The following is an 18,176-nucleotide window of genomic DNA, read 5'->3' on the forward strand; positions in this document are numbered from 1 at the left end:
CGCTGACGGCCTATTACCTGATCTTCGGCAGCGGGCTGCTGCTGACCGTGCTGGGCCTGGTGATGGTCTTCTCGGCCTCCCAGATCCAGGCCCTGGAATCCGAGCTGGCCTCCACGTACTTCTTCAGCAAGCAGCTGGTGGCCGCCGTGATCGGCGCGGTGCTGCTCCTCGTGGCCTCGCGGATGCCGGTCCGGCTGCACCGCGGCCTGGCATACCCGCTGCTCGCCTGCTCGCTCTTCCTGATGGCCCTGGTGCAGGTGCCGGGGCTGGGGCACGCCGTCAACGGCAACCGGAACTGGCTCCAGATCGCCGGCTCGTTCCAGCTCCAGCCCAGCGAGTTCGGCAAGCTCGCCCTCGTCCTGTGGGGCGCGGACCTGCTCGCCCGCAAGCAGGAGAAGAAGCTGCTGGCGCAGTGGAAGCACCTGCTGGTGCCGCTCGTCCCGGCGGCGTTCCTGCTGCTCGGCCTGATCATGCTCGGCGGTGACATGGGCACCGCGGTGATCCTGACCGCGATCCTCTTCGGGCTGCTCTGGCTCGCCGGGGCCCCGACCCGGCTGTTCGCGAGCGTGCTGGCCTTCGCCGGGGCCGTCGGCGCCGTCCTCATCGCCACCAACCCGAACCGGCTGGCACGGCTGGAGTGCCTGGGGGCCACCGACCCCGGCGCCAACGACCAGTGCTGGCAGGCGGTGCACGGGATCTACGCGCTCGCCAACGGCGGCTGGTTCGGCTCCGGGCTCGGGGCGAGTGTGGAGAAATGGGGTGAACTCCCGGAACCGCACACCGACTTCATCTTCGCCGTGACCGGGGAGGAACTCGGCCTGGCGGGGACGCTGTCGGTGCTCGTCCTCTTCGCGGCTCTAGGCTATGCGGGTATCCGCGTGGCCGGACGCACGGAGGACCCCTTCGTGAGGTACGCCGCGGGAGGTGTGACCACCTGGATCACGGCCCAGGCCGTGATCAACATCGGTGCGGTGCTCGGCCTGCTGCCGATCGCCGGTGTCCCGCTCCCGCTCGTCTCCTACGGAGGGTCAGCCCTGCTGCCGACCATGTTCGCCGTCGGGCTGCTGATCGCGTTCGCGCGCAGCGAGCCCGCCGCGCGGGCGGCACTGGCCATGCGGCAGCCTTACCCCGGGCGGTTCCATCCGAAGAGATGGCGGGCCCGGATGAGAAGGAAGACGATGAGACGGCGTGCCGGCAGGCCGCCGTCCGGAGAGCGGTGAATTTCGGTGCATGTCGTACTCGCCGGTGGGGGGACCGCCGGCCACATCGAGCCCGCGCTCGCCCTCGCGGACGCCCTGCGGAGGCAGGACCCGGCCGTGGGCATCACGGCCCTGGGCACGGAGCGTGGACTCGAGACCCGGCTGGTGCCCGAGCGGGGCTACGAACTGGGACTGATCCCGGCGGTGCCGCTGCCACGCAAACCCACTCCGGAACTCATCACCGTCCCGGGACGGCTGCGCGGCACCATCAAGGCGGCCGAGCAGATCCTGGAGCGGACCCGGGCCGACTGCGTCGTCGGGTTCGGCGGCTATGTGGCGCTGCCCGGCTATCTCGCGGCCAAGCGCCTCGGGGTGCCGATCATCGTCCACGAGGCCAACGCCCGGCCCGGACTCGCCAACAAGATCGGCTCCCGCTACGCGGCGGCCGTCGCGGTGTCCACCCCGGACAGCAAGCTGCGCGGTGCCCGCTACGTCGGCATCCCGCTGCGCCGCACCATTGCGACGCTCGACCGGGCCGCGGCCCGGCCGGAGGCCCGCGCGGCGTTCGGGCTCGACCAGAACCTGCCGACGCTGCTGGTGTCCGGTGGTTCCCAGGGGGCGCGCCGGCTGAACGAGGTCGTCCAGGCGGTCGCGCCGGTCCTCCAGCGTTCGGGCATCCAGATCCTGCACGCCGTGGGACCGAAGAACGAACTGCCGCAGGTCGACAACATGCCGGGAATGCCGCCGTACATCCCGGTACCGTATGTGGACCGGATGGATCTGGCCTACGCCGCGGCGGACATGATGCTCTGCCGGGCGGGCGCGATGACCGTCGCCGAGCTGTCCGCCGTCGGGCTGCCGGCCGCCTACGTACCGCTGCCGATCGGCAACGGCGAACAGCGGCTCAACGCCCAGCCGGTGGTCAAGGCGGGCGGCGGACTGCTCGTCGACGACGCCGAACTGACGCCCGAATGGGTCCAGGGCCAGGTGCTCCCGGTGCTCGCCGACCCGCACCGGCTGTACGAGATGTCCCGGGCGGCCGCGGAGTTCGGCCGCAGGGACGCCGACGAGCTGCTGGTCGGCATGGTGTACGAGGCGATTGCCGCACGCAGGGCCGGCTGAGGCCGGCCACGGACGAGCGCCGGGGCGCGGGACAGCACGGCGCCCCGGGCGCGGAACACGGCGCCCGGGGCGCGGGAGAGCAGGGGAGCGTGGCCGGACAGAAGACCGCCCGGCGCGGCGAGGAGCACACACGGCCGCTGTCCGGCCCGCCGTCCCCGGCCGGGGACGGGGGCGAGGGGGGCGGGCCGCGGCGCACCGGATGGCGGCCGCCCCGCCCGAGTCCCGGTGGGATCATCATCTCGGTGCTGTCCGCGGCGCTGCTCGCGGCGGCGGCCTTCTGGCTCCTCTACGGCTCCTCGTGGGTGCGGGTGGAGCAGGTGACCACCGCGGGCGGCCGCGTTCTGACGCCGGATGAACTCCGCCGTGCGGCTTCCGTCCCGCTGAACGCGCCGCTCGTTTCGGTGGACACCGACGCGGTCGCCGCCCGGCTCGAGGAGAGACTGCCGCGCCTGGAATCCGCGGAGGCCGAACGGGAGTGGCCGCACACCATTCGCCTGAATGTGACGGAGCGAAAGCCGGAACTGCTCCTCGAAAAGGGCGGAAAGTTCATCGAAGTGGACGGCAAAGGTGTGCGGTACGCCACCGTGGACCGCGCTCCCGAGGGTGTTCCGCTGCTGGATCTGGACGTCTCCGATTCGCCCAGTCTGAGCCGTTTTCCGGCCGGCCGGCTGCGGCGCGAGGCGGTGCGCGTGGCCGCGGGGCTGCCCGCCGCCGTCCACCGGGACACCCGGGTCGTCCGGGTCCGCTCCTACGACTCCGTCACCCTGGAGCTGACGGGTGGTCGCACGGTCGTGTGGGGTTCGAGTGAACGCGCCGACGAGAAGGCCCGGACTCTTCTCGCATTGCTGAAAACCGCTCGGAATGCCGAGCACTTCGATGTCAGCATCCCCAGTGCCCCTGCCGTGTCCGGAAGTTGACGGAGTGCGGGGGAAGCTCTCACCCCAGGTGGCCGGGGGCAAGTGCGATCACATAGGGTGAAAAGAAAAACGGGAGGTTCGGCGTGTTCGTTGAACGCGCAGCACTTGTCGACTTAGTGTCTCGTTCGAAGGCTCCAAGGGCCAGACACACTGGTAACCCTAAACTTCACCGTTAGGGTTCGGGTCGGAGTTCGAACCGGCCCACCGGCATACGTAACTCGAGGCGAGAGGCCTTCGACGTGGCAGCACCGCAGAACTACCTCGCAGTCATCAAGGTCGTCGGCATCGGCGGCGGTGGCGTGAACGCCATCAACCGGATGATCGAGGTCGGTCTCAAGGGCGTCGAGTTCATCGCGATCAACACCGACGCACAGGCCCTCCTGATGAGCGACGCCGACGTCAAGCTCGATGTCGGCCGCGAGCTGACCCGCGGCCTGGGCGCAGGCGCCAACCCGGACGTCGGCCGCAAGGCGGCCGAGGACCACCGCGAGGAGATCGAGGAGGTCCTCAAGGGGGCCGACATGGTCTTCGTCACGGCGGGCGAGGGCGGTGGCACCGGCACCGGCGGCGCGCCCGTGGTCGCCAACATCGCACGCTCGCTCGGCGCCCTCACGATCGGCGTCGTCACCCGCCCGTTCACCTTCGAGGGCCGCCGTCGCGCGAACCAGGCCGAGGACGGCATCGCCGGCCTGCGCGACGAGGTCGACACCCTGATCGTGATCCCGAACGACCGCCTGCTGTCCATCTCGGACCGTCAGGTGAGCGTGCTCGACGCGTTCAAGTCCGCGGACCAGGTGCTGCTGTCGGGTGTCCAGGGCATCACCGACCTCATCACCACCCCCGGTCTGATCAACCTCGACTTCGCCGACGTCAAGTCGGTGATGTCCGAGGCCGGCTCGGCCCTCATGGGCATCGGCTCGGCGCGCGGCGACGACCGCGCGGTGGCCGCGGCCGAGATGGCGATCTCCTCGCCCCTGCTGGAGGCGTCCATCGACGGCGCCCGCGGGGTGCTGCTCTCCATCTCCGGCGGCTCCGACCTCGGCCTGTTCGAGATCAACGAGGCCGCCCAACTGGTCAGCGAGGCGGCCCACCCCGAGGCGAACATCATCTTCGGCGCGGTCATCGACGACGCGCTCGGCGACGAGGTGCGGGTCACCGTGATCGCCGCGGGCTTCGACGGCGGACAGCCGCCCTCGAAGGCCCAGGGCCGGGACAAGGTGCTCGGTTCCTACAGCGGCCGGGAGGAGCCGTCCTCCTCCGCTCCGGCGGAGCCGGTCCGGCCGTCGTTCGGCGGCCTCGGCAGCGTCGCCGCGCGCGAGGAGGACCCGGAGCCGGCCGAGAGCGCCCCTGCGGGCGAGGTTCCCTCGCCCCCGGCCGCACCGCCGCAGGTGCCGCCGGCCCGTCCGTACTCGGACAGCCAGGCGGAGGAGCTCGACGTGCCGGACTTCCTCAAGTAGGCCGAAGCGCACGTGATAGGACAGCGATACGCGACGAGCGGCGCGCACTTCGCCTTCACCGACCGGTGGGGCGGGGTGAGCGCCGCTCCGTACGACCGGCTCAACCTCGGCGGCGCCGTCGGCGACACGCCCGGGGCCGTACGGGCCAACCGGAAGCTCGCCGCCGAGGCGCTCGGCCTCGACGCGGAGCGGGTGGTCTGGATGAACCAGGTGCACGGCCGTGACGTGGCCGTGGCCGACGCCCCGTGGCCCCGCGGGGAGGACGGCGCCGCGCGCGACGTCCCGGCCGTGGACGCGGTGGTGACGGCACGCCCGGGCCTCGCCCTCGCGGTCCTCACCGCCGACTGCGTCCCGGTCCTGCTGGCCGACCCGGCCGCAGGTGTCGCGGGCGCCGCCCACGCGGGCCGTCCCGGGCTCGTCGCCGGAGTCGTCCCGGCCGTCGTCGAGGCGATGGCCGGACTCGGGGCCGTACCGTCCCGGATCACCGCGCGCACCGGCCCCGCGGTGTGCGGCCGTTGCTACGAGGTCCCGGAGGCCATGCGGGACGACGTGGCGGCCGCGGTGCCCGAGGCGGCGGCCGTGACCGGGTGGGGGACGCCCGCCGTGGACGTGGCCGCCGGGGTCCGCGCGCAACTGGAGCGGCTCGGGGTGCGGGACATCGGGCTGTCCGCCGTCTGCACCCGGGAGTCGCCGGACCACTTCTCGTACCGGCGGGACCGCACCACGGGCCGACTCGCCGGTTATGTCTGGTTGGACGGGTGAACGTGACCGATCGCAGAGCTGAACTCGCCACGAATCTCGAACGGCTGGAGGAACGAATCTCCGCCGCGTGCGAGGACGCCGGGCGGAAGCGGGAGGAGGTGACCACGATCGTGGTCACCAAGACCTACCCGGCCGACGACGTACGGCTGCTCGCCGGGCTGGGGGTGCGGCACGTCGCGGAGAACCGGGACCAGGACGCCGCACCCAAGGCGGCGGAGTGTGCCGAACTGCCGCTGACCTGGCACTTCGTGGGACAGCTTCAGACCAACAAAGTCCGTTCCGTGGTTGGTTATGCCGATATGGTGCAGTCCGTGGACCGAGTCAAGCTGGTCCGCGCGCTGTCGGCGGCCGCGGTCCGGGCCGGACGCGAGATCGGCTGCTTGGTGCAAGTCGCCCTGGACGCCGAGTCCGGGCAGGCGGGCGCGCGGGGCGGAGTGGCCCCGGACGGGGTCCCGGCGGTCGCGGACGCCGTCGCGGCGGCGGACGGGCTGCGGCTGGACGGGGTGATGACGGTCGCGCCGCTCGCCGGCCCGTACGCCGGACGCCAACGGGCCGCGTTCGAACGGCTGCTGGAAATCTCATCCGGCCTGCGCGCGAGCCATCCTGCTGCGAACATGGTCTCGGCAGGTATGAGCACGGATCTCGAGGACGCCGTGCGGGCCGGAGCGACACATGTACGCGTCGGTACCGCGGTGCTCGGAGTCAGACCCGCGCTCCGGTAACGTCGCCAAGAAGTCGGACCACAGCAGAAAATATGGTCATTCCCGTGCCAAGCGGGCGGGCCACGTGGATCCAGGGCGACCGGTGACGGAGCCGATCCACCACAGAGCGGAGGATGCGGAGCATGGCCGGCGCAATGCGCAAGATGGCGGTCTACCTCGGCCTCGTGGAGGACGATGGGTACGACGGCAGGGGGTTCGACCCCGACGACGAGTTCGAGCCGGAGCTGGGCGCACATCCCGGCGGCCACGCCGGGGGAGATCCGGGCCGGACGCCCCGGCAGCATCAGCCACACCCGGCGGAACGGGCAGAACCGGACGAGCCGGTACGAGTTGTCCAACCTCCCGCGCAGCGCGAGCCGGTGGCCGTCGCGGCGGAAAGCGGACGACCCGCCCGAATCGCCCCCGTGGCATCCATCACACCCGAACGCCAGAATCTGGAGAAGAACGCGCCGGTGATCATGCCCAAGGTTGTGTCCGAGCGGGAGCCCTACCGGATCACGACACTGCACCCCCGGACCTACAACGAGGCCCGTACCATCGGGGAACACTTCCGTGAGGGCACCCCGGTGATCATGAATCTGACCGAGATGGACGACACCGACGCGAAGCGACTTGTCGACTTTGCCGCCGGTCTCGTGTTCGGTCTGCACGGGAGCATTGAGCGAGTGACGCAGAAGGTGTTCCTGTTGTCGCCTGCTAACGTCGATGTCACGGCGGAGGACAAGGCCCGCATCGCCGAGGGCGGGTTCTTCAACCAGAGCTGACACGCAACACCGGACATACGGCCCGGCACACGGGCAAGGGGAGAGGGAAGCGCGAGATGGACATCGCACTACAGGTGATCTACATCGCGCTGATGTGCTTCCTGATCGTATTGATTTTCCGGTTGGTCATGGACTATGTGTTCCAATTCGCCCGTTCCTGGCAACCCGGGCGGGCGATGGTCGTCGCTTTGGAGGCGACCTACACTGTCACTGATCCGCCACTCAAACTTCTGCGGCGGTTCATTCCGCCGCTGCGTTTCGGGGGCGTGGCGCTCGACCTGTCCTTCTTCGTACTGATGATCATCGTCTACATCCTGATCTCCGTCGTGGGGCAGCTGTGAACGATACGGTCTTGCCGATTGCCGACGACTACGTTGAGGTGAAGAGATGCCGTTGACCCCAGAGGACGTTCGGAACAAGCAGTTCACGACCGTCCGCCTCCGAGAAGGTTATGACGAGGACGAGGTCGATGCCTTCCTCGACGAGGTCGAAGCCGAGCTGACCAGGCTGCTGCGCGAGAACGAGGACCTGCGGGCCAAGCTCGCGGCCGCGACGCGCGCCGCCCAGAACCAGCAGCAGAACATGCGCAAGCCCGAGCAGCAGGACCGGCCCGGTGGACCGGTGCCCGCCGCCATATCGGGCCCGCAGCCGGTGCCTCCGCAGCAGCAGATGGGCCCGCCCCAGCTGCCCGGCGGAGCACCCCAGCTGCCCGCAGGCCCCGGCGGCCACGGACCGCAGGGCGGACCCGGCGGTCCCCAGGGCCCGCACGGCCCCGGCCCGATGGGCGGCCAGGGCGGTCCCGGTCACATGGGCGGCCCGATGGGCGGTCCCGGTGGCCCCGGCCAGCACATGCAGCAGCACGGCGGCCCGGGCGGCCCCGGCGGCATGGGCGGCCCCGGTGGCGGTGACGGCGGTGCCGCGCGCGTGCTGTCGCTGGCCCAGCAGACCGCCGACCAGGCGATCGCGGAGGCCCGTTCCGAGGCCAACAAGATCGTCGGTGAGGCCCGCAGCCGCGCCGAGGGCCTGGAGCGGGACGCCCGCGCCAAGGCCGACGCCCTGGAGCGGGACGCCCAGGAGAAGCACCGTGTCGCGATGGGCTCCCTGGAGTCCGCCCGCGCCACGCTGGAGCGCAAGGTCGAGGACCTGCGCGGCTTCGAGCGGGAGTACCGCACCCGGCTGAAGTCGTACCTGGAGAGCCAGCTGCGCCAGCTGGAGAACCAGGCCGACGACTCGCTCGCCCCGCCGCGCAGCGCCCCGGCGGCCGCGTCGCTGCCGCCGTCCCCGTCGATGGCCGGCGCCGGCGCCGGTTCGATGGGCGGCCACACCATGGGCGGCAACCAGCAGATGGGCGGCCACGGCGGTCCGGGGAACGGCAACGGTCCCTCGTACGGCAGCCAGCAGCAGATGTCCCCGGCGATGACCCAGCCGATGGCACCGGTGCGGCCGCAGGGCCCGCAGCCCATGCAGCAGGCTCCGTCGCCGATGCGCGGCTTCCTCATCGACGAGGACGACAACTAGACGGTCCGCGCCCCAGGCGCACCCGTCGGCACATCACAGGGCCGGGCCCGGAGGANATCCTCCGGGCCCGGCCCTGTGTGTTCCCGGCGGCGCTGCGGGGGCCCGTGGGTTCTCGTACCTCGCGTCGGAGGCCGCGTGGGCGGTCCACGGCCGCGCCTGGTGCGTCCCCCGGTGTCCCGCCCCCGTGTGTTCTTCCGTACGCGGCCCCGGGCGCCGGTGGCGGGACGGCTTTCCCGTTCACGGGTCCCGGAGGCGAGGGCCCCGCAGGCGAGGGTCCGGAGGCGCGGGCCAGGAGCAGCGGGCCCCGGCGCGGGCCGCCTCGGAGTGACCGGCCTCGGCACGCGGGGAGACGGACGGCGCGCGGTTCCGGGCGCCGGGACGACGAAGGCGCGGCCGCGCACCGACGGGAATCCGTCCGTGCGCGGCCGCGCCGACAGCGAGCAGAGGGGGAGCGGTCAGACCTTGCGCAGCCGGAAGGTCAGCCCGAGGCCCTCGTCCGTGAACGGCTCACCGAAGCCCCCGCCCGGGGCCGCACCGGCGCCGACGTCCGACCCGGCGGCGGCCTCGGCGAAGTCCTGCGCCAGCACCTCGTCCGCGACCAGCTCCCGGTGCTCGGTCAGCGCCTGCCGGACCTCCTCGTCCGCCGACGACCAGCGCAGCGCGATCCGGTCGGCCACGTCCAGGCCGCTGTTCTTGCGGGCCTCCTGGATCAGCCGGATCGCGTCCCGGGCCAGCCCGGCCCGGCGCAGCTCCGGAGTGATCTCCAGATCCAGGGCGACGGTCGCGCCCGAGTCGGAGGCGACCGACCATCCCTCGCGCGGGGTCTCGGTGATGATGACCTCGTCCGGCGCCAGGGCGACCGTCTCGCCGTCGACCTCGACCGAGGCCGTGCCCTCGCGGAGCGCGAGCGACAGGGCGGCGGCGTCCGCGGCGGCGACGGCCTTGGCGACGGCCTGGACGCCCTTGCCGAAGCGCTTGCCCAGGGCCCGGAAGTTCGCCTTGGCCGTGGTGTCGACCAGCGAGCCGCCCACCTCCGAGAGCGAGGCGAGCGAGCTGACGTTCAGCTCCTCGGTGATCTGGGCGCGCAGCTCCGGCGAGAGCGACTCGAACCCCGCGGCGGCGACCAGTGCCCGGGACAGCGGCTGCCGGGTCTTCACACCGGACTCGGCACGCGTGGCCCGGCCCAGCTCGACCAGCCGCCGCACCAGCCGCATCCGCACCGACAGCTCCGGGTCGACCGACGCGGCGTCCGGCTCCGGCCAGGAGGTGAGGTGGACGGAGTCGGCGGCGTCCGGGGTGACCGGGACGATCAGGTCCTGCCAGACCCGCTCGGTGATGAACGGCACCAGCGGGGCCATCAGCCGGGTGACCGTCTCGATCACCTCGTGCAGGGTGCGCAGCGCGGCCGCGTCGCCCTGCCAGAAGCGGCGCCGCGAGCGGCGGACGTACCAGTTGGACAGGTCGTCCACGAACGCGGAGACGAGCTTTCCGGCGCGCTGGGTGTCGTATCCCTCCAGGGCCTCGGTGACGTCGGCGGTGAGCGTGTTCAGCTCGCTCAGCAGCCAGCGGTCGAGCACCGGACGGTCCGCGGGGGCCGGGTCCTGCGGGCCCGGGGCCCAGCCCGAGGTGCGGGCGTAGAGAGCCTGGAAGGCGACGGTGTTCCAGTAGGTCAGCAGCGTCTTGCGGACGACCTCCTGGATCGTGCCGTGACCGACCCGGCGCGCGGCCCACGGGGAGCCGCCGGCGGCCATGAACCAGCGGACGGCGTCCGCGCCGTGCCGCTCCATCAGCTCGATGGGCTGCAGGATGTTGCCCAGGTGCTTGGACATCTTGCGGCCGTCCTCGGCGAGGATGTGGCCCAGGCAGACCACGTTCTCGTAGGAGGACTTGTCGAAGACCAGGGTGCCGACGGCCATCAGCGTGTAGAACCAGCCGCGGGTCTGGTCGATGGCCTCGCAGATGAACTGCGCCGGGTAGCGCTTCTCGAAGAGTTCCTTGTTGCGGTACGGGTAGCCCCACTGCGCGAACGGCATCGACCCCGAGTCGTACCAGGCGTCGATGACCTCGGGGACGCGGACGGCCTCCAGCGAGCAGTCGTCGGCGGTGCAGGTGAAGGTGACCTCGTCGATGTACGGCCGGTGCGGGTCCAGGCCGGACTGGTCGGTGCCGGTCAGCTCGGTCAGCTCGGCGAGCGAGCCGACGCAGGTGAGGTGGTCCTCGGCGCAGCGCCAGACGGGCAGCGGGGTGCCCCAGTAGCGGTTGCGGGAGAGCGCCCAGTCGATGTTGTTGTTCAGCCAGTCGCCGAAGCGGCCGTGCTTGACCGAGTCCGGGAACCAGTTGGTGTGCTCGTTCTCCCGGAGCAGGGCGTCCTTGACCTGGGTGGTGCGGATGTACCAGGACGGCTGGGCGTAGTACAGCAGCGCGGTGTGGCAGCGCCAGCAGTGCGGATAGCTGTGCTCGTAGGGCAGGTGCCGGAAGAGCAGCCCGCGGCCGTCCAGGTCGGCGACGAGGTCCTCGTCGGCCTTCTTGAAGAACTGGCCGCCGACGAGGGGCAGTTCCTCCTCGAAGGTGCCGTCGGGGCGCACCGGGTTGACCACCGGGAGGCCGTAGGAGCGGCAGACCTTGAGGTCGTCCTCGCCGAACGCGGGGGACTGGTGCACCAGTCCGGTGCCGTCCTCGGTGGTGACGTACTCGGCGCCCACGACGAAGTGCGCGTCCTCGATGGTGACGAGGTCGAACGGGCGGCGGTACGCCCAGCGCTCCATCTCGGCGCCGGTGAAGGACTCCCCGGTGGCCTCCCAGCCTTCCCCGAGCGCCTTCTCCAGCAGCGGTTCGGCGACGACCAGCTTCTCGGTGCCGTCCGTGGCGACCACGTAGCGGACCTCGGGGTGGGCGGCGACGGCGGTGTTGGAGACCAGCGTCCAGGGCGTCGTCGTCCACACCAGCAGCGCGGCCTCGCCGGCGAGCGGGCCGGAGGTCACGGGGAAGCGCACGTAGACGGAGGGGTCGACGACCGTCTCGTAGCCCTGGGCCAGTTCGTGGTCGGAGAGGCCGGTGCCGCAGCGGGGGCACCACGGGGCGACACGGTGGTCCTGGACCAGCAGCCCCTTGTTGAAGATCTCCTTCAGCGACCACCAGACCGACTCGACGTACTCGGGATCCATGGTGCGGTAGGCGTCGTCGAGGTCGACCCAGTAGCCCATGCGCGTGGTGAGCTGGGAGAAGGCGTCGGTGTGGCGGGTCACCGACTCCCGGCACTTCGCGTTGAACTCCGCGATGCCGTAGGCCTCGATGTCCTTCTTGCCGTTGAAGCCCAGCTCCTTCTCGACCGCCAGCTCGACCGGCAGGCCGTGGCAGTCCCAGCCGGCCTTGCGGCCGACGTGGTAGCCGCGCATGGTGCGGAAGCGCGGGAAGACGTCCTTGAAGACGCGGGCCTCGATGTGGTGCGCTCCCGGCATGCCGTTGGCGGTCGGCGGGCCCTCGTAGAACACCCACTCCGGGCGTCCCTCGGACTGCTCCAGGGAGCGGGCGAAGACCTTGTTGTCGCGCCAGAAGCCGAGCACGGCGTGCTCGAGCGCGGGCAGGTCGACCTGGGCCGGCACGGGGTGGTACTGCGGCTGCGGACTCGTCGGGCTCGTCGGGCTCATCGGGGTTTCTTTCCTCCGGCGGACACGTGCTCGTGGTGATGGTGCTGTCCGTCGGAGGGACGAGAGCCTGCGGCTCCCGCGGTACCACCCTCCTTGGCCGGGGCGGCGCCGGTGAGCGCGCGTCCTCGGCCCCCTCATTGGGGTGCGCTGCCGGTTCTACTCGCCCCGCGGGGATCGCGGTGCTTTCTTCCGGCGGCTCGGGGGTGATCTTCGCACCGGGCAGGCCCCCGGGCTCGCACCGTCCCCGGGTCGCTCATGGCTGCGTTACGGAGCTACTCGTCCCCTTCCACGCCTTTCGCTCGGCCCAGTGTACGGGGCCGGGGCGCGGCCGGCCGACCCCTTTACCGGCTTCACCGGCTCTACCGGCTTCACCGGCTCACCGGCTCACCGGCTTTACCGGACACGCGCCCGGCGCGGCAGCCGCCCGCGCCCCCGTGACCCGAATGGCCATACGCCCGCTGCCGGATCCGCGTCCGCTCCGGGGCGCCGCCCCGGCTCCGGCGGAGAGGCGGGTTACGCCCCGGATCGCGGGGCACAACGCTGTCAGGCTCGTGCTCGGTGCGGCGGAGTGCCTGCTCGCGGAGGGCGGAACGCCCTTCGGGCGGACGGCGTGCCCCGTTGCCGCGGGCCCGGAGTCGATTTATCGTCCCAGCACGATTCGCGAACAAGATCACAATATGTAAGGGGCCGCGGTCATGGTGGCGAAGAAGCCCGCCGTGAAGGGAACGGAGCAGGCCGGTACGGCGGCCCCGGAGCAGCAGGCCGGGACGCCCGGGAGAACCGCGGCCGCCGGGAGCGCGGCAGCGGCGGGGAAGACACTCGGGAAGAAGACACTCGGGAAGAAGGCCGCGAAGAAGGCGGCAACGGGGAAGCAGGCCGGCACGGCCGCCCCGGCGAAGAAATCCGCGGAGAAGACGCCCGCAGAGAAGACGGGAGCCAAGACGGTGGTTGCTAAGAAGACTCCGGCCGCGGCGGCCTCGCCGGTGCCCAAGGCCCGCGCGGCGGCAGAGCCGGGCGAACTGGCCGTACGGCCCGGCGAGGACCCGTGGTCGGCGGAAGAGGTCGACGAGGCGCGGACGGTGCTGCACAGCGAGGCGGAACGGCTGCGCAACGAGATCACCGCCTCCGAGGCGGCCATCACCGGCCTGATGCGGGACTCCGGCGACGGCGCGGGCGACGACCAGGCCGACACCGGCACGAAGAACATCACGCGGGAACACGAGATGGCCCTGAACGCCAACGCCCGCGAGATGCTGGAGCAGACCGAGCGGGTGCTGGAGCGCCTCGACGCCGGGACGTACGGGCTCTGCGAGTCCTGCGGCAACCCGATCGGCAAGGCCCGGATGCAGGCGTTTCCGCGGGCCACGCTGTGCGTGGAGTGCAAGCAGCGGCAGGAGCGGCGGTAGCGGCCGGGAGGGAAGTACGGGCGAGGCGGCGGCCCGGTGGCCGCCGTGTCGTACCCTCGTCCTCAACCAGGCGGTCTCGACCGGGCGTGGCCTGGTGCCGAGCAGAGGTTGAGGGACTCACGTGGCAGAGGCGGAGCGGACCATCGGTACTCCAGGTTTTGACCGGACCGAGCCGGAACAGGCCGGTGACAGCGCGGCCGACAGTTCGGCCGACAGCGCGGCCGGCAGCCCGGGGGAGGAGGGGGCGACGGCGGCCCCGGGCCGGGGACGGCGGCGGATCGCCGTGCTGCTGGCGGTGGCCGCGACGGCGTACGTCCTCGACCTGGTCAGCAAGATGATCGTGGTGGCGAAGCTGGAGCACCACGACCCGATCCCCGTCCTCGGCGAGTGGCTCCGCTTCGAGGCGGTGCGCAACCCGGGCGCGGCGTTCGGCATCGGTGAGGCGCTGACCATCGTCTTCACGGTGATCGCGACGGCCGTGATCGTCGTCATCGCCCGGCTGGCGCGCAAGCTCTACAGCCTTCCCTGGGCGATCGCGCTCGGGCTGCTGCTCGGCGGTGCCTTCGGCAATCTCACGGACCGCGTCTTCCGGGCGCCCGGGGTGTTCCGGGGCGCCGTCGTGGACTTCATCGCGCCGAAGGGCTTCGCCGTCTTCAATCTCGCCGACTCGGCGATCGTCTGCGGCGGCATCCTGATCGTGCTGCTGTCCTTCCGCGGCCTGGACCCGGACGGCACCGTCCACAGGGACTGACCGCCGGGCGGCGCCCCGGGCGGTCACCGGGGCCCGCCGCTGCCGAGCGGTCCCGGCGGGACGACCACCCGGCCCCCCCCTCGCGGCCCGGCGGCCCGTCCGCGGGGGACGGGCGCCCGCCTCCGTGGCCCGGCGGCCCGCCCCCGTGGCCCGGCCGTCCGCCCGCGGGGGACGGGCGTGCGGTCCGGCTTCCCGCGTCCGGCATACTCGACGGGTGAGCACCCTCCCCGAAATCCGCACGCTGCCCGTACCCGACGGCCTGGAGGGCGAGCGCGTCGACGCCGCTATCGCCCGCATGTTCGGCTTCTCCCGGACGAAGGCGGCCGAGCTGGCCGCCGCCGGGAAGGTCCAGGTCGACGGCAGTGCCGTGGGCAAGTCCGACCGGGTCTCGGGCGGCTCCTGGATGGAGGTCGAGCTGCCGCGCGCCGCGCCGCCGGTGGAGATTGTCGCCGAGCCCGTGGAGGGCATGGAGATCGTCCACGACGACGACGACATCGTCGTGATCGCCAAGCCGGTCGGGGTGGCCGCGCATCCGAGCCCCGGCTGGACCGGCACCACCGTCATCGGCGGGCTGGCCGCCGCCGGCTACCGGATCTCCACCTCGGGCGCCGCCGAGCGGCAGGGCATCGTGCACCGGCTCGACGTCGGCACCTCCGGGCTGATGGTCGTCGCCAAGTCCGAGCGCGCCTACACCCTGCTCAAGCAGCAGTTCCGGGAGCGCACGGTGGACAAGCGCTACCACACGCTCGTCCAGGGCCACCCCGATCCGATGAGCGGCACCATCGACGCACCCATCGGCCGGCATCCGCAGGCCGACTACAAGTGGGCCGTCACCGCCGAGGGCAAGCCGAGCGTCACGCACTACGACCTCGTCGAGGCGTTCCGCGCCGCCAGCCTGCTCGACGTGAAGCTGGAGACCGGCCGCACCCACCAGATCCGGGTGCACATGGCCGCGCACCGGCACCCCTGTGTGGGAGACCTCACCTACGGCGCCGACCCGACGCTCGCGAAGCGGCTCAAGCTGACCCGGCAGTGGCTGCACGCCGTGCGGCTCGGCTTCGAGCATCCCGCGGACGGCCGCTGGGTCGAGTTCGAGAGCGGCTATCCGGAGGACCTGGAGCAGGCCCTCGCCATCGTGCGGTCCGAGAGCGCGTAACGCGCGCACACCGGCGCCGCGGCGGCCGGGGCGGGCCGGTGCCGGGGGAGCCGGCGAGGTGCCGGTGGGGCGGGAGCGAGCCGGCGAGGGTGCCGGTGCCGCGGCGGCCGGTCACACGGTCCGCACCGCGGGAGCGGCCGGGGCGGCGGGTTCCGGGAGCCCGGGCGGACACGGGACATGACGTCGTCCCCCGGCGGAATGCCGGGGGACGACGTCACCACGGGCCGCGCGGGCGGCCGGATCACTTGCGGGGCTGCTTCTCCAGTCCGTGCCCGGCGGCCTTCTCGACGGCGGGGGTGTCCGCGTCGGCGGCCGAGCGGCCCGCCGGCTGCTGGTGCGGCAGCGGGGCACCGCCCGGCCGGTCCTGCGGCGGCAGGATCGCGGGGGCCGTGTTGATCCGCGGCAGCGCGTACGGGTGCTCCTCGCGCAGCCAGCTGAGCATCCGCTCCCGGATCTGCACGCGCACCGTCCAGAGCGTGTCGCCGTCACGCGCGGTGGCCAGCGCGCGCACCTCCATGGTGCTCGGCGTGGAGTCGGTGACCGTGAGATTCCAGTCGCGGCCGTCCCACGCCTCGATGGTGGGCATGATCTCGCCCAGCTTCTCCCGCATCTCCTGGACCGGCGCGGAGTGGTCGAGGTGGAAGAAGACGGTGCCGGTCATCTGCGGGCTGGTGCGGGACCAGTTCTCGAACGGCTGGCTCGTGAAATACGACACGGGCATCGTGAACCGGCGCTCGTCCCAGGTCTTCACCGTCAGGAAGGTGAGGGTGATCTCCTCCACGGTGCCCCACTCGCCGTTCACCACGACCGTGTCGCCGATCCGCACCATGTCGCCGAAGGCGATCTGCAGCCCCGCGAAGAGATTGCCCAGCGTGGACTGGGCCGCTATACCGGCCACGATGCCGATCAGCCCGGCCGAGGCCAGCATCGAGGTGCCGATGGTCCGCATGGCGGGGAAGGTCAGCAGCATCGCGGAAACGGCCACCACGCACACCACGGCGAACACCACGCGCTGGATCAGCGTGATCTGGGTGCGCACCCGGCGCACCCGCGCGGGGTCCCGGGTCGTGGCGGCATAGCGCGAGTACGACGCCTCCACGACGGCCGTGACGACACGGAGCACGAGCCACGCCGTGGCCCCGATGAGCACCAGGCTCAGCACCCGGCCGATGGCGACCGTGTGGCCCGGGGCGAGATGCGCCTGGTCGTACGAGCCGCGCAGCAGAGCCGTGCAGAGCACCACCTGGAACGGCACCAGGGCCTGCCGCAGCATGCCCCACAGCGGGGTCTCGGGGTGCCTGGCGTCGGTCCGGCGCAGCGCCACGCCCGCGCACCAGCCGACCACCAGGGTGATCGCCACGGCACCGCCGAGCACGACCACCGGGCGCAAGACCTCCTCCATGGAGAGGTGTTCCACGGACACTCGTCATCCCTCCTCGGGCCGGTCCGGGCGGTCCGGCCTTTGCCGACCGTAACTGGCACGATGAGGAGACTGCCAACCGTCGACAGGGAAGTGGGACCGGTGCCGGGTCTTCCGAAGGTTGTTCTTTATCACAGTGTTCACGGGCTGCGACCGGCCGTGCACGCCGCCGCGGCCCGGCTGCGCGGTGCCGGGCACGAGGTGCTCGTACCGGACCTCTACGAGGGGCGCACCGCCGGGTCCGTGGAGGAGGGCAGGGCGGTCAGCGAGGAGATCGGCACGGACGAGCTGCTGCGGCGCGCCGTCACGGCCGCCGCGCCGGTGTCCGACCAGGGTGTCGTCTACGCCGGCTTCTCGCTCGGCGGTTCGATCGCGCAGAACCTCGCCCTGGCCGACGAGAAGGCCCGGGGGCTGCTGCTCCTGCACGGCACCTCGGACCTCCCCGACGGGGCGAGGGCCGACGACCTCCCGGTCCAGCTCCACGTCGCCGACCCGGACCCCTTCGAGACGCACGACTGGCTGAACGCGTGGTACCTCCGGATGCGCCGGGCGGGCGCCGACGTCGAGGTGCACCGCTATCCGGGCGCCGGCCACCTCTACACCGACCCGGACCTGCCGGACCACGACGCCGAGGCGGCCGAGCGGACCTGGGCGGTGGCGCTGGACTTCCTGGCGGAGCTGTAACGGGCCGGTCCGCGCAGGGCCGGACCCTGACGGCGGTGCGCAGGCCCGCTCTCCGTGCCACGTGTCGCCGGCGATGTCGTGCGTGCGGACGACGGAAGGTCCCGGGGACGGCGCGCCGGAGGCGGCCGTCCCCGGGCGTCAGGAGGTGGTGCAGCGGCCCGTCGCGCCCCCTTCCGGGGCCGGGTGACAGATCAGCGCCCGGTCCCCGGCGCTGTGGCTCAGATAGCGGCCCGCGCAGTCCCGGGGGGTGGTGCGTCCCCGTTCCGCGCAGAACGCGACCGCCTCGGTGCCGCTGCCGAACGGCCGGGCGGCGTGCACCACCCAGTGGCCGGGGCGCAGCGAGGCGAAGGCGTCGGTGTGCAGCAGCACGGCCTCCGGCACCTGCCGCCGTACGTCCGCAAGGCGCTCGTCCCGGGCGGCGCGGCCCGCGGCGGAGGGCACGGCGGCCAGCTGGGCGATCCAGGTCCCGGCCTCCGGGGTCGGGGCCGGGGTGCCCGGCGCGTCCGGTGTCGTGGGGCTGCCGGGCTCCGGGTCGTCCCCCGTCGGGCTGGCCGCGCCCGGGCCGCCGCCGACGGAGTCCCCGCCGGGCTGGGCGGCGAGATAGACCCCGGAGGCCACGAGGGCCCCGGCCACGGCAGCGGCGGCGGCCAC

Annotated in this window: 15 protein-coding genes and 1 pseudogene; 13 read left to right on the forward strand and 3 right to left on the reverse strand. The window is 72.4% G+C overall.

The features are described 5' to 3' along the window. Window positions 1-2: 2 nt before the first annotated feature. From ftsW to GCU69_RS19760, 9 genes are all read left to right on the forward strand, one after another. Window positions 3-1,220 carry a putative lipid II flippase FtsW gene (ftsW, locus tag GCU69_RS19720; protein ID WP_235978580.1) on the forward strand — a complete coding sequence of 406 codons (1,218 nt, stop codon included), beginning with the start codon at window positions 3-5 and terminating at the stop codon, window positions 1,218-1,220. 6 nt (window positions 1,221-1,226) lie between these two features. Continuing rightward, window positions 1,227-2,321 carry an undecaprenyldiphospho-muramoylpentapeptide beta-N-acetylglucosaminyltransferase gene (gene murG, locus GCU69_RS19725; RefSeq protein ID WP_098751462.1) on the forward strand — a complete coding sequence of 365 codons (1,095 nt, stop codon included), beginning with the start codon at window positions 1,227-1,229 and terminating at the stop codon, window positions 2,319-2,321. Window positions 2,322-2,410: 89 nt separating this feature from the next. After that, the gene (locus GCU69_RS19730) at window positions 2,411-3,238 is read left to right on the forward strand and encodes a cell division protein FtsQ/DivIB (protein ID WP_098751461.1); all 828 of its coding nucleotides are present in this window, start codon (window positions 2,411-2,413) and stop codon (window positions 3,236-3,238) included. A gap of 239 nt (window positions 3,239-3,477) precedes the next feature. Then, entirely contained in the window at window positions 3,478-4,695 is a 1,218-nt protein-coding gene (gene ftsZ / locus GCU69_RS19735) for a cell division protein FtsZ (RefSeq protein WP_098751460.1), read from the forward strand. A 12-nt stretch (window positions 4,696-4,707) separates the two neighbouring features. After that, the gene (gene pgeF, locus GCU69_RS19740) at window positions 4,708-5,457 is read left to right on the forward strand and encodes a peptidoglycan editing factor PgeF (RefSeq protein ID WP_098751459.1); all 750 of its coding nucleotides are present in this window, start codon (window positions 4,708-4,710) and stop codon (window positions 5,455-5,457) included. A gap of 2 nt (window positions 5,458-5,459) precedes the next feature. Next, window positions 5,460-6,179, forward strand: a complete 720-nt coding sequence (locus GCU69_RS19745; protein ID WP_156206766.1) for a YggS family pyridoxal phosphate-dependent enzyme — start codon at window positions 5,460-5,462, stop codon at window positions 6,177-6,179. A gap of 122 nt (window positions 6,180-6,301) precedes the next feature. Beyond that, window positions 6,302-6,943 carry a cell division protein SepF gene (locus GCU69_RS19750; RefSeq protein ID WP_156206764.1) on the forward strand — a complete coding sequence of 214 codons (642 nt, stop codon included), beginning with the start codon at window positions 6,302-6,304 and terminating at the stop codon, window positions 6,941-6,943. A 56-nt stretch (window positions 6,944-6,999) separates the two neighbouring features. Then, window positions 7,000-7,284: a YggT family protein gene (locus GCU69_RS19755; protein ID WP_098751458.1), complete on the forward strand. Its 285-nt coding sequence runs from the start codon at window positions 7,000-7,002 to the stop codon at window positions 7,282-7,284. Between the two features lie 46 nt (window positions 7,285-7,330). Further along, window positions 7,331-8,461 (forward strand): DivIVA domain-containing protein, encoded by a 1,131-nt coding sequence (locus tag GCU69_RS19760; RefSeq protein ID WP_098751457.1) that lies wholly within the window; start codon window positions 7,331-7,333, stop codon window positions 8,459-8,461. Window positions 8,462-8,916: 455 nt separating this feature from the next. On the opposite strand, the gene ileS is transcribed toward GCU69_RS19760, so the two are convergent. Then, window positions 8,917-12,108 carry an isoleucine--tRNA ligase gene (gene ileS / locus GCU69_RS19765; protein WP_156206765.1) on the reverse strand — a complete coding sequence of 1,064 codons (3,192 nt, stop codon included), beginning with the start codon at window positions 12,106-12,108 and terminating at the stop codon, window positions 8,917-8,919. A 695-nt stretch (window positions 12,109-12,803) separates the two neighbouring features. Here ileS and GCU69_RS19770 point away from each other — a divergent pair. The 3 genes from GCU69_RS19770 to GCU69_RS19780 all read left to right on the forward strand — a co-directional run bounded on the left by GCU69_RS19770 (window position 12,804) and on the right by GCU69_RS19780 (window position 15,421). Continuing rightward, window positions 12,804-13,514, forward strand: coding sequence for a TraR/DksA family transcriptional regulator (locus tag GCU69_RS19770; protein ID WP_098751455.1), 711 nt, complete (start codon window positions 12,804-12,806; stop codon window positions 13,512-13,514). 121 nt (window positions 13,515-13,635) lie between these two features. Next, window positions 13,636-14,265 carry a signal peptidase II gene (lspA, locus tag GCU69_RS19775; RefSeq protein ID WP_235978581.1) on the forward strand — a complete coding sequence of 210 codons (630 nt, stop codon included), beginning with the start codon at window positions 13,636-13,638 and terminating at the stop codon, window positions 14,263-14,265. Between the two features lie 214 nt (window positions 14,266-14,479). Then, a complete protein-coding gene (locus GCU69_RS19780) occupies window positions 14,480-15,421 on the forward strand; it encodes an RluA family pseudouridine synthase (RefSeq protein WP_098751454.1) in 942 nt (313 codons plus the stop codon). Window positions 15,422-15,662: 241 nt separating this feature from the next. Here GCU69_RS19780 and GCU69_RS19785 read toward each other — a convergent pair whose 3' ends face one another. After that, on the reverse strand, window positions 15,663-16,823 hold the full coding sequence (locus GCU69_RS19785) for a mechanosensitive ion channel family protein (RefSeq protein WP_098751470.1): 1,161 nt from the start codon (window positions 16,821-16,823) through the stop codon (window positions 15,663-15,665). Window positions 16,824-16,904: 81 nt separating this feature from the next. On the opposite strand from GCU69_RS19785, the gene GCU69_RS19790 reads away from it, so the two are divergent. Further along, window positions 16,905-17,525 (forward strand): dienelactone hydrolase family protein, encoded by a 621-nt coding sequence (locus GCU69_RS19790; protein WP_098751453.1) that lies wholly within the window; start codon window positions 16,905-16,907, stop codon window positions 17,523-17,525. A 138-nt stretch (window positions 17,526-17,663) separates the two neighbouring features. On the opposite strand, the pseudogene GCU69_RS32730 reads toward GCU69_RS19790, so the two are convergent. Next, window positions 17,664-18,176, reverse strand: a pseudogene (locus GCU69_RS32730) (serine/threonine protein kinase); the annotation flags it as partial.

It is taken from the genome of Streptomyces lycii, from assembly GCF_009735685.1.
In the GTDB taxonomy this organism is placed as follows: Bacteria; Actinomycetota; Actinomycetes; order Streptomycetales; family Streptomycetaceae; genus Streptomyces; species Streptomyces lycii.

Excerpts from the sequence above, each read along its gene's own strand:
- GCU69_RS19750 (WP_156206764.1), top strand. The coding sequence starts at position 6,302 with ATGGCCGGCGCAATGCGCAAGATGGCGGTCTACCTCGGCCTCGTGGAG.
- GCU69_RS19790 (WP_098751453.1), top strand. The coding sequence starts at position 16,905 with ATGAGGAGACTGCCAACCGTCGACAGGGAAGTGGGACCGGTGCCGGGT.
- ileS (WP_156206765.1), bottom strand. The coding sequence starts at position 12,108 with ATGAGCCCGACGAGCCCGACGAGTCCGCAGCCGCAGTACCACCCCGTG.
- GCU69_RS19770 (WP_098751455.1), top strand. The coding sequence starts at position 12,804 with ATGGTGGCGAAGAAGCCCGCCGTGAAGGGAACGGAGCAGGCCGGTACG.
- GCU69_RS19755 (WP_098751458.1), top strand. The coding sequence starts at position 7,000 with ATGGACATCGCACTACAGGTGATCTACATCGCGCTGATGTGCTTCCTG.
- GCU69_RS19760 (WP_098751457.1), top strand. The coding sequence starts at position 7,331 with ATGCCGTTGACCCCAGAGGACGTTCGGAACAAGCAGTTCACGACCGTC.
- GCU69_RS19785 (WP_098751470.1), bottom strand. The coding sequence starts at position 16,823 with ATGGAGGAGGTCTTGCGCCCGGTGGTCGTGCTCGGCGGTGCCGTGGCG.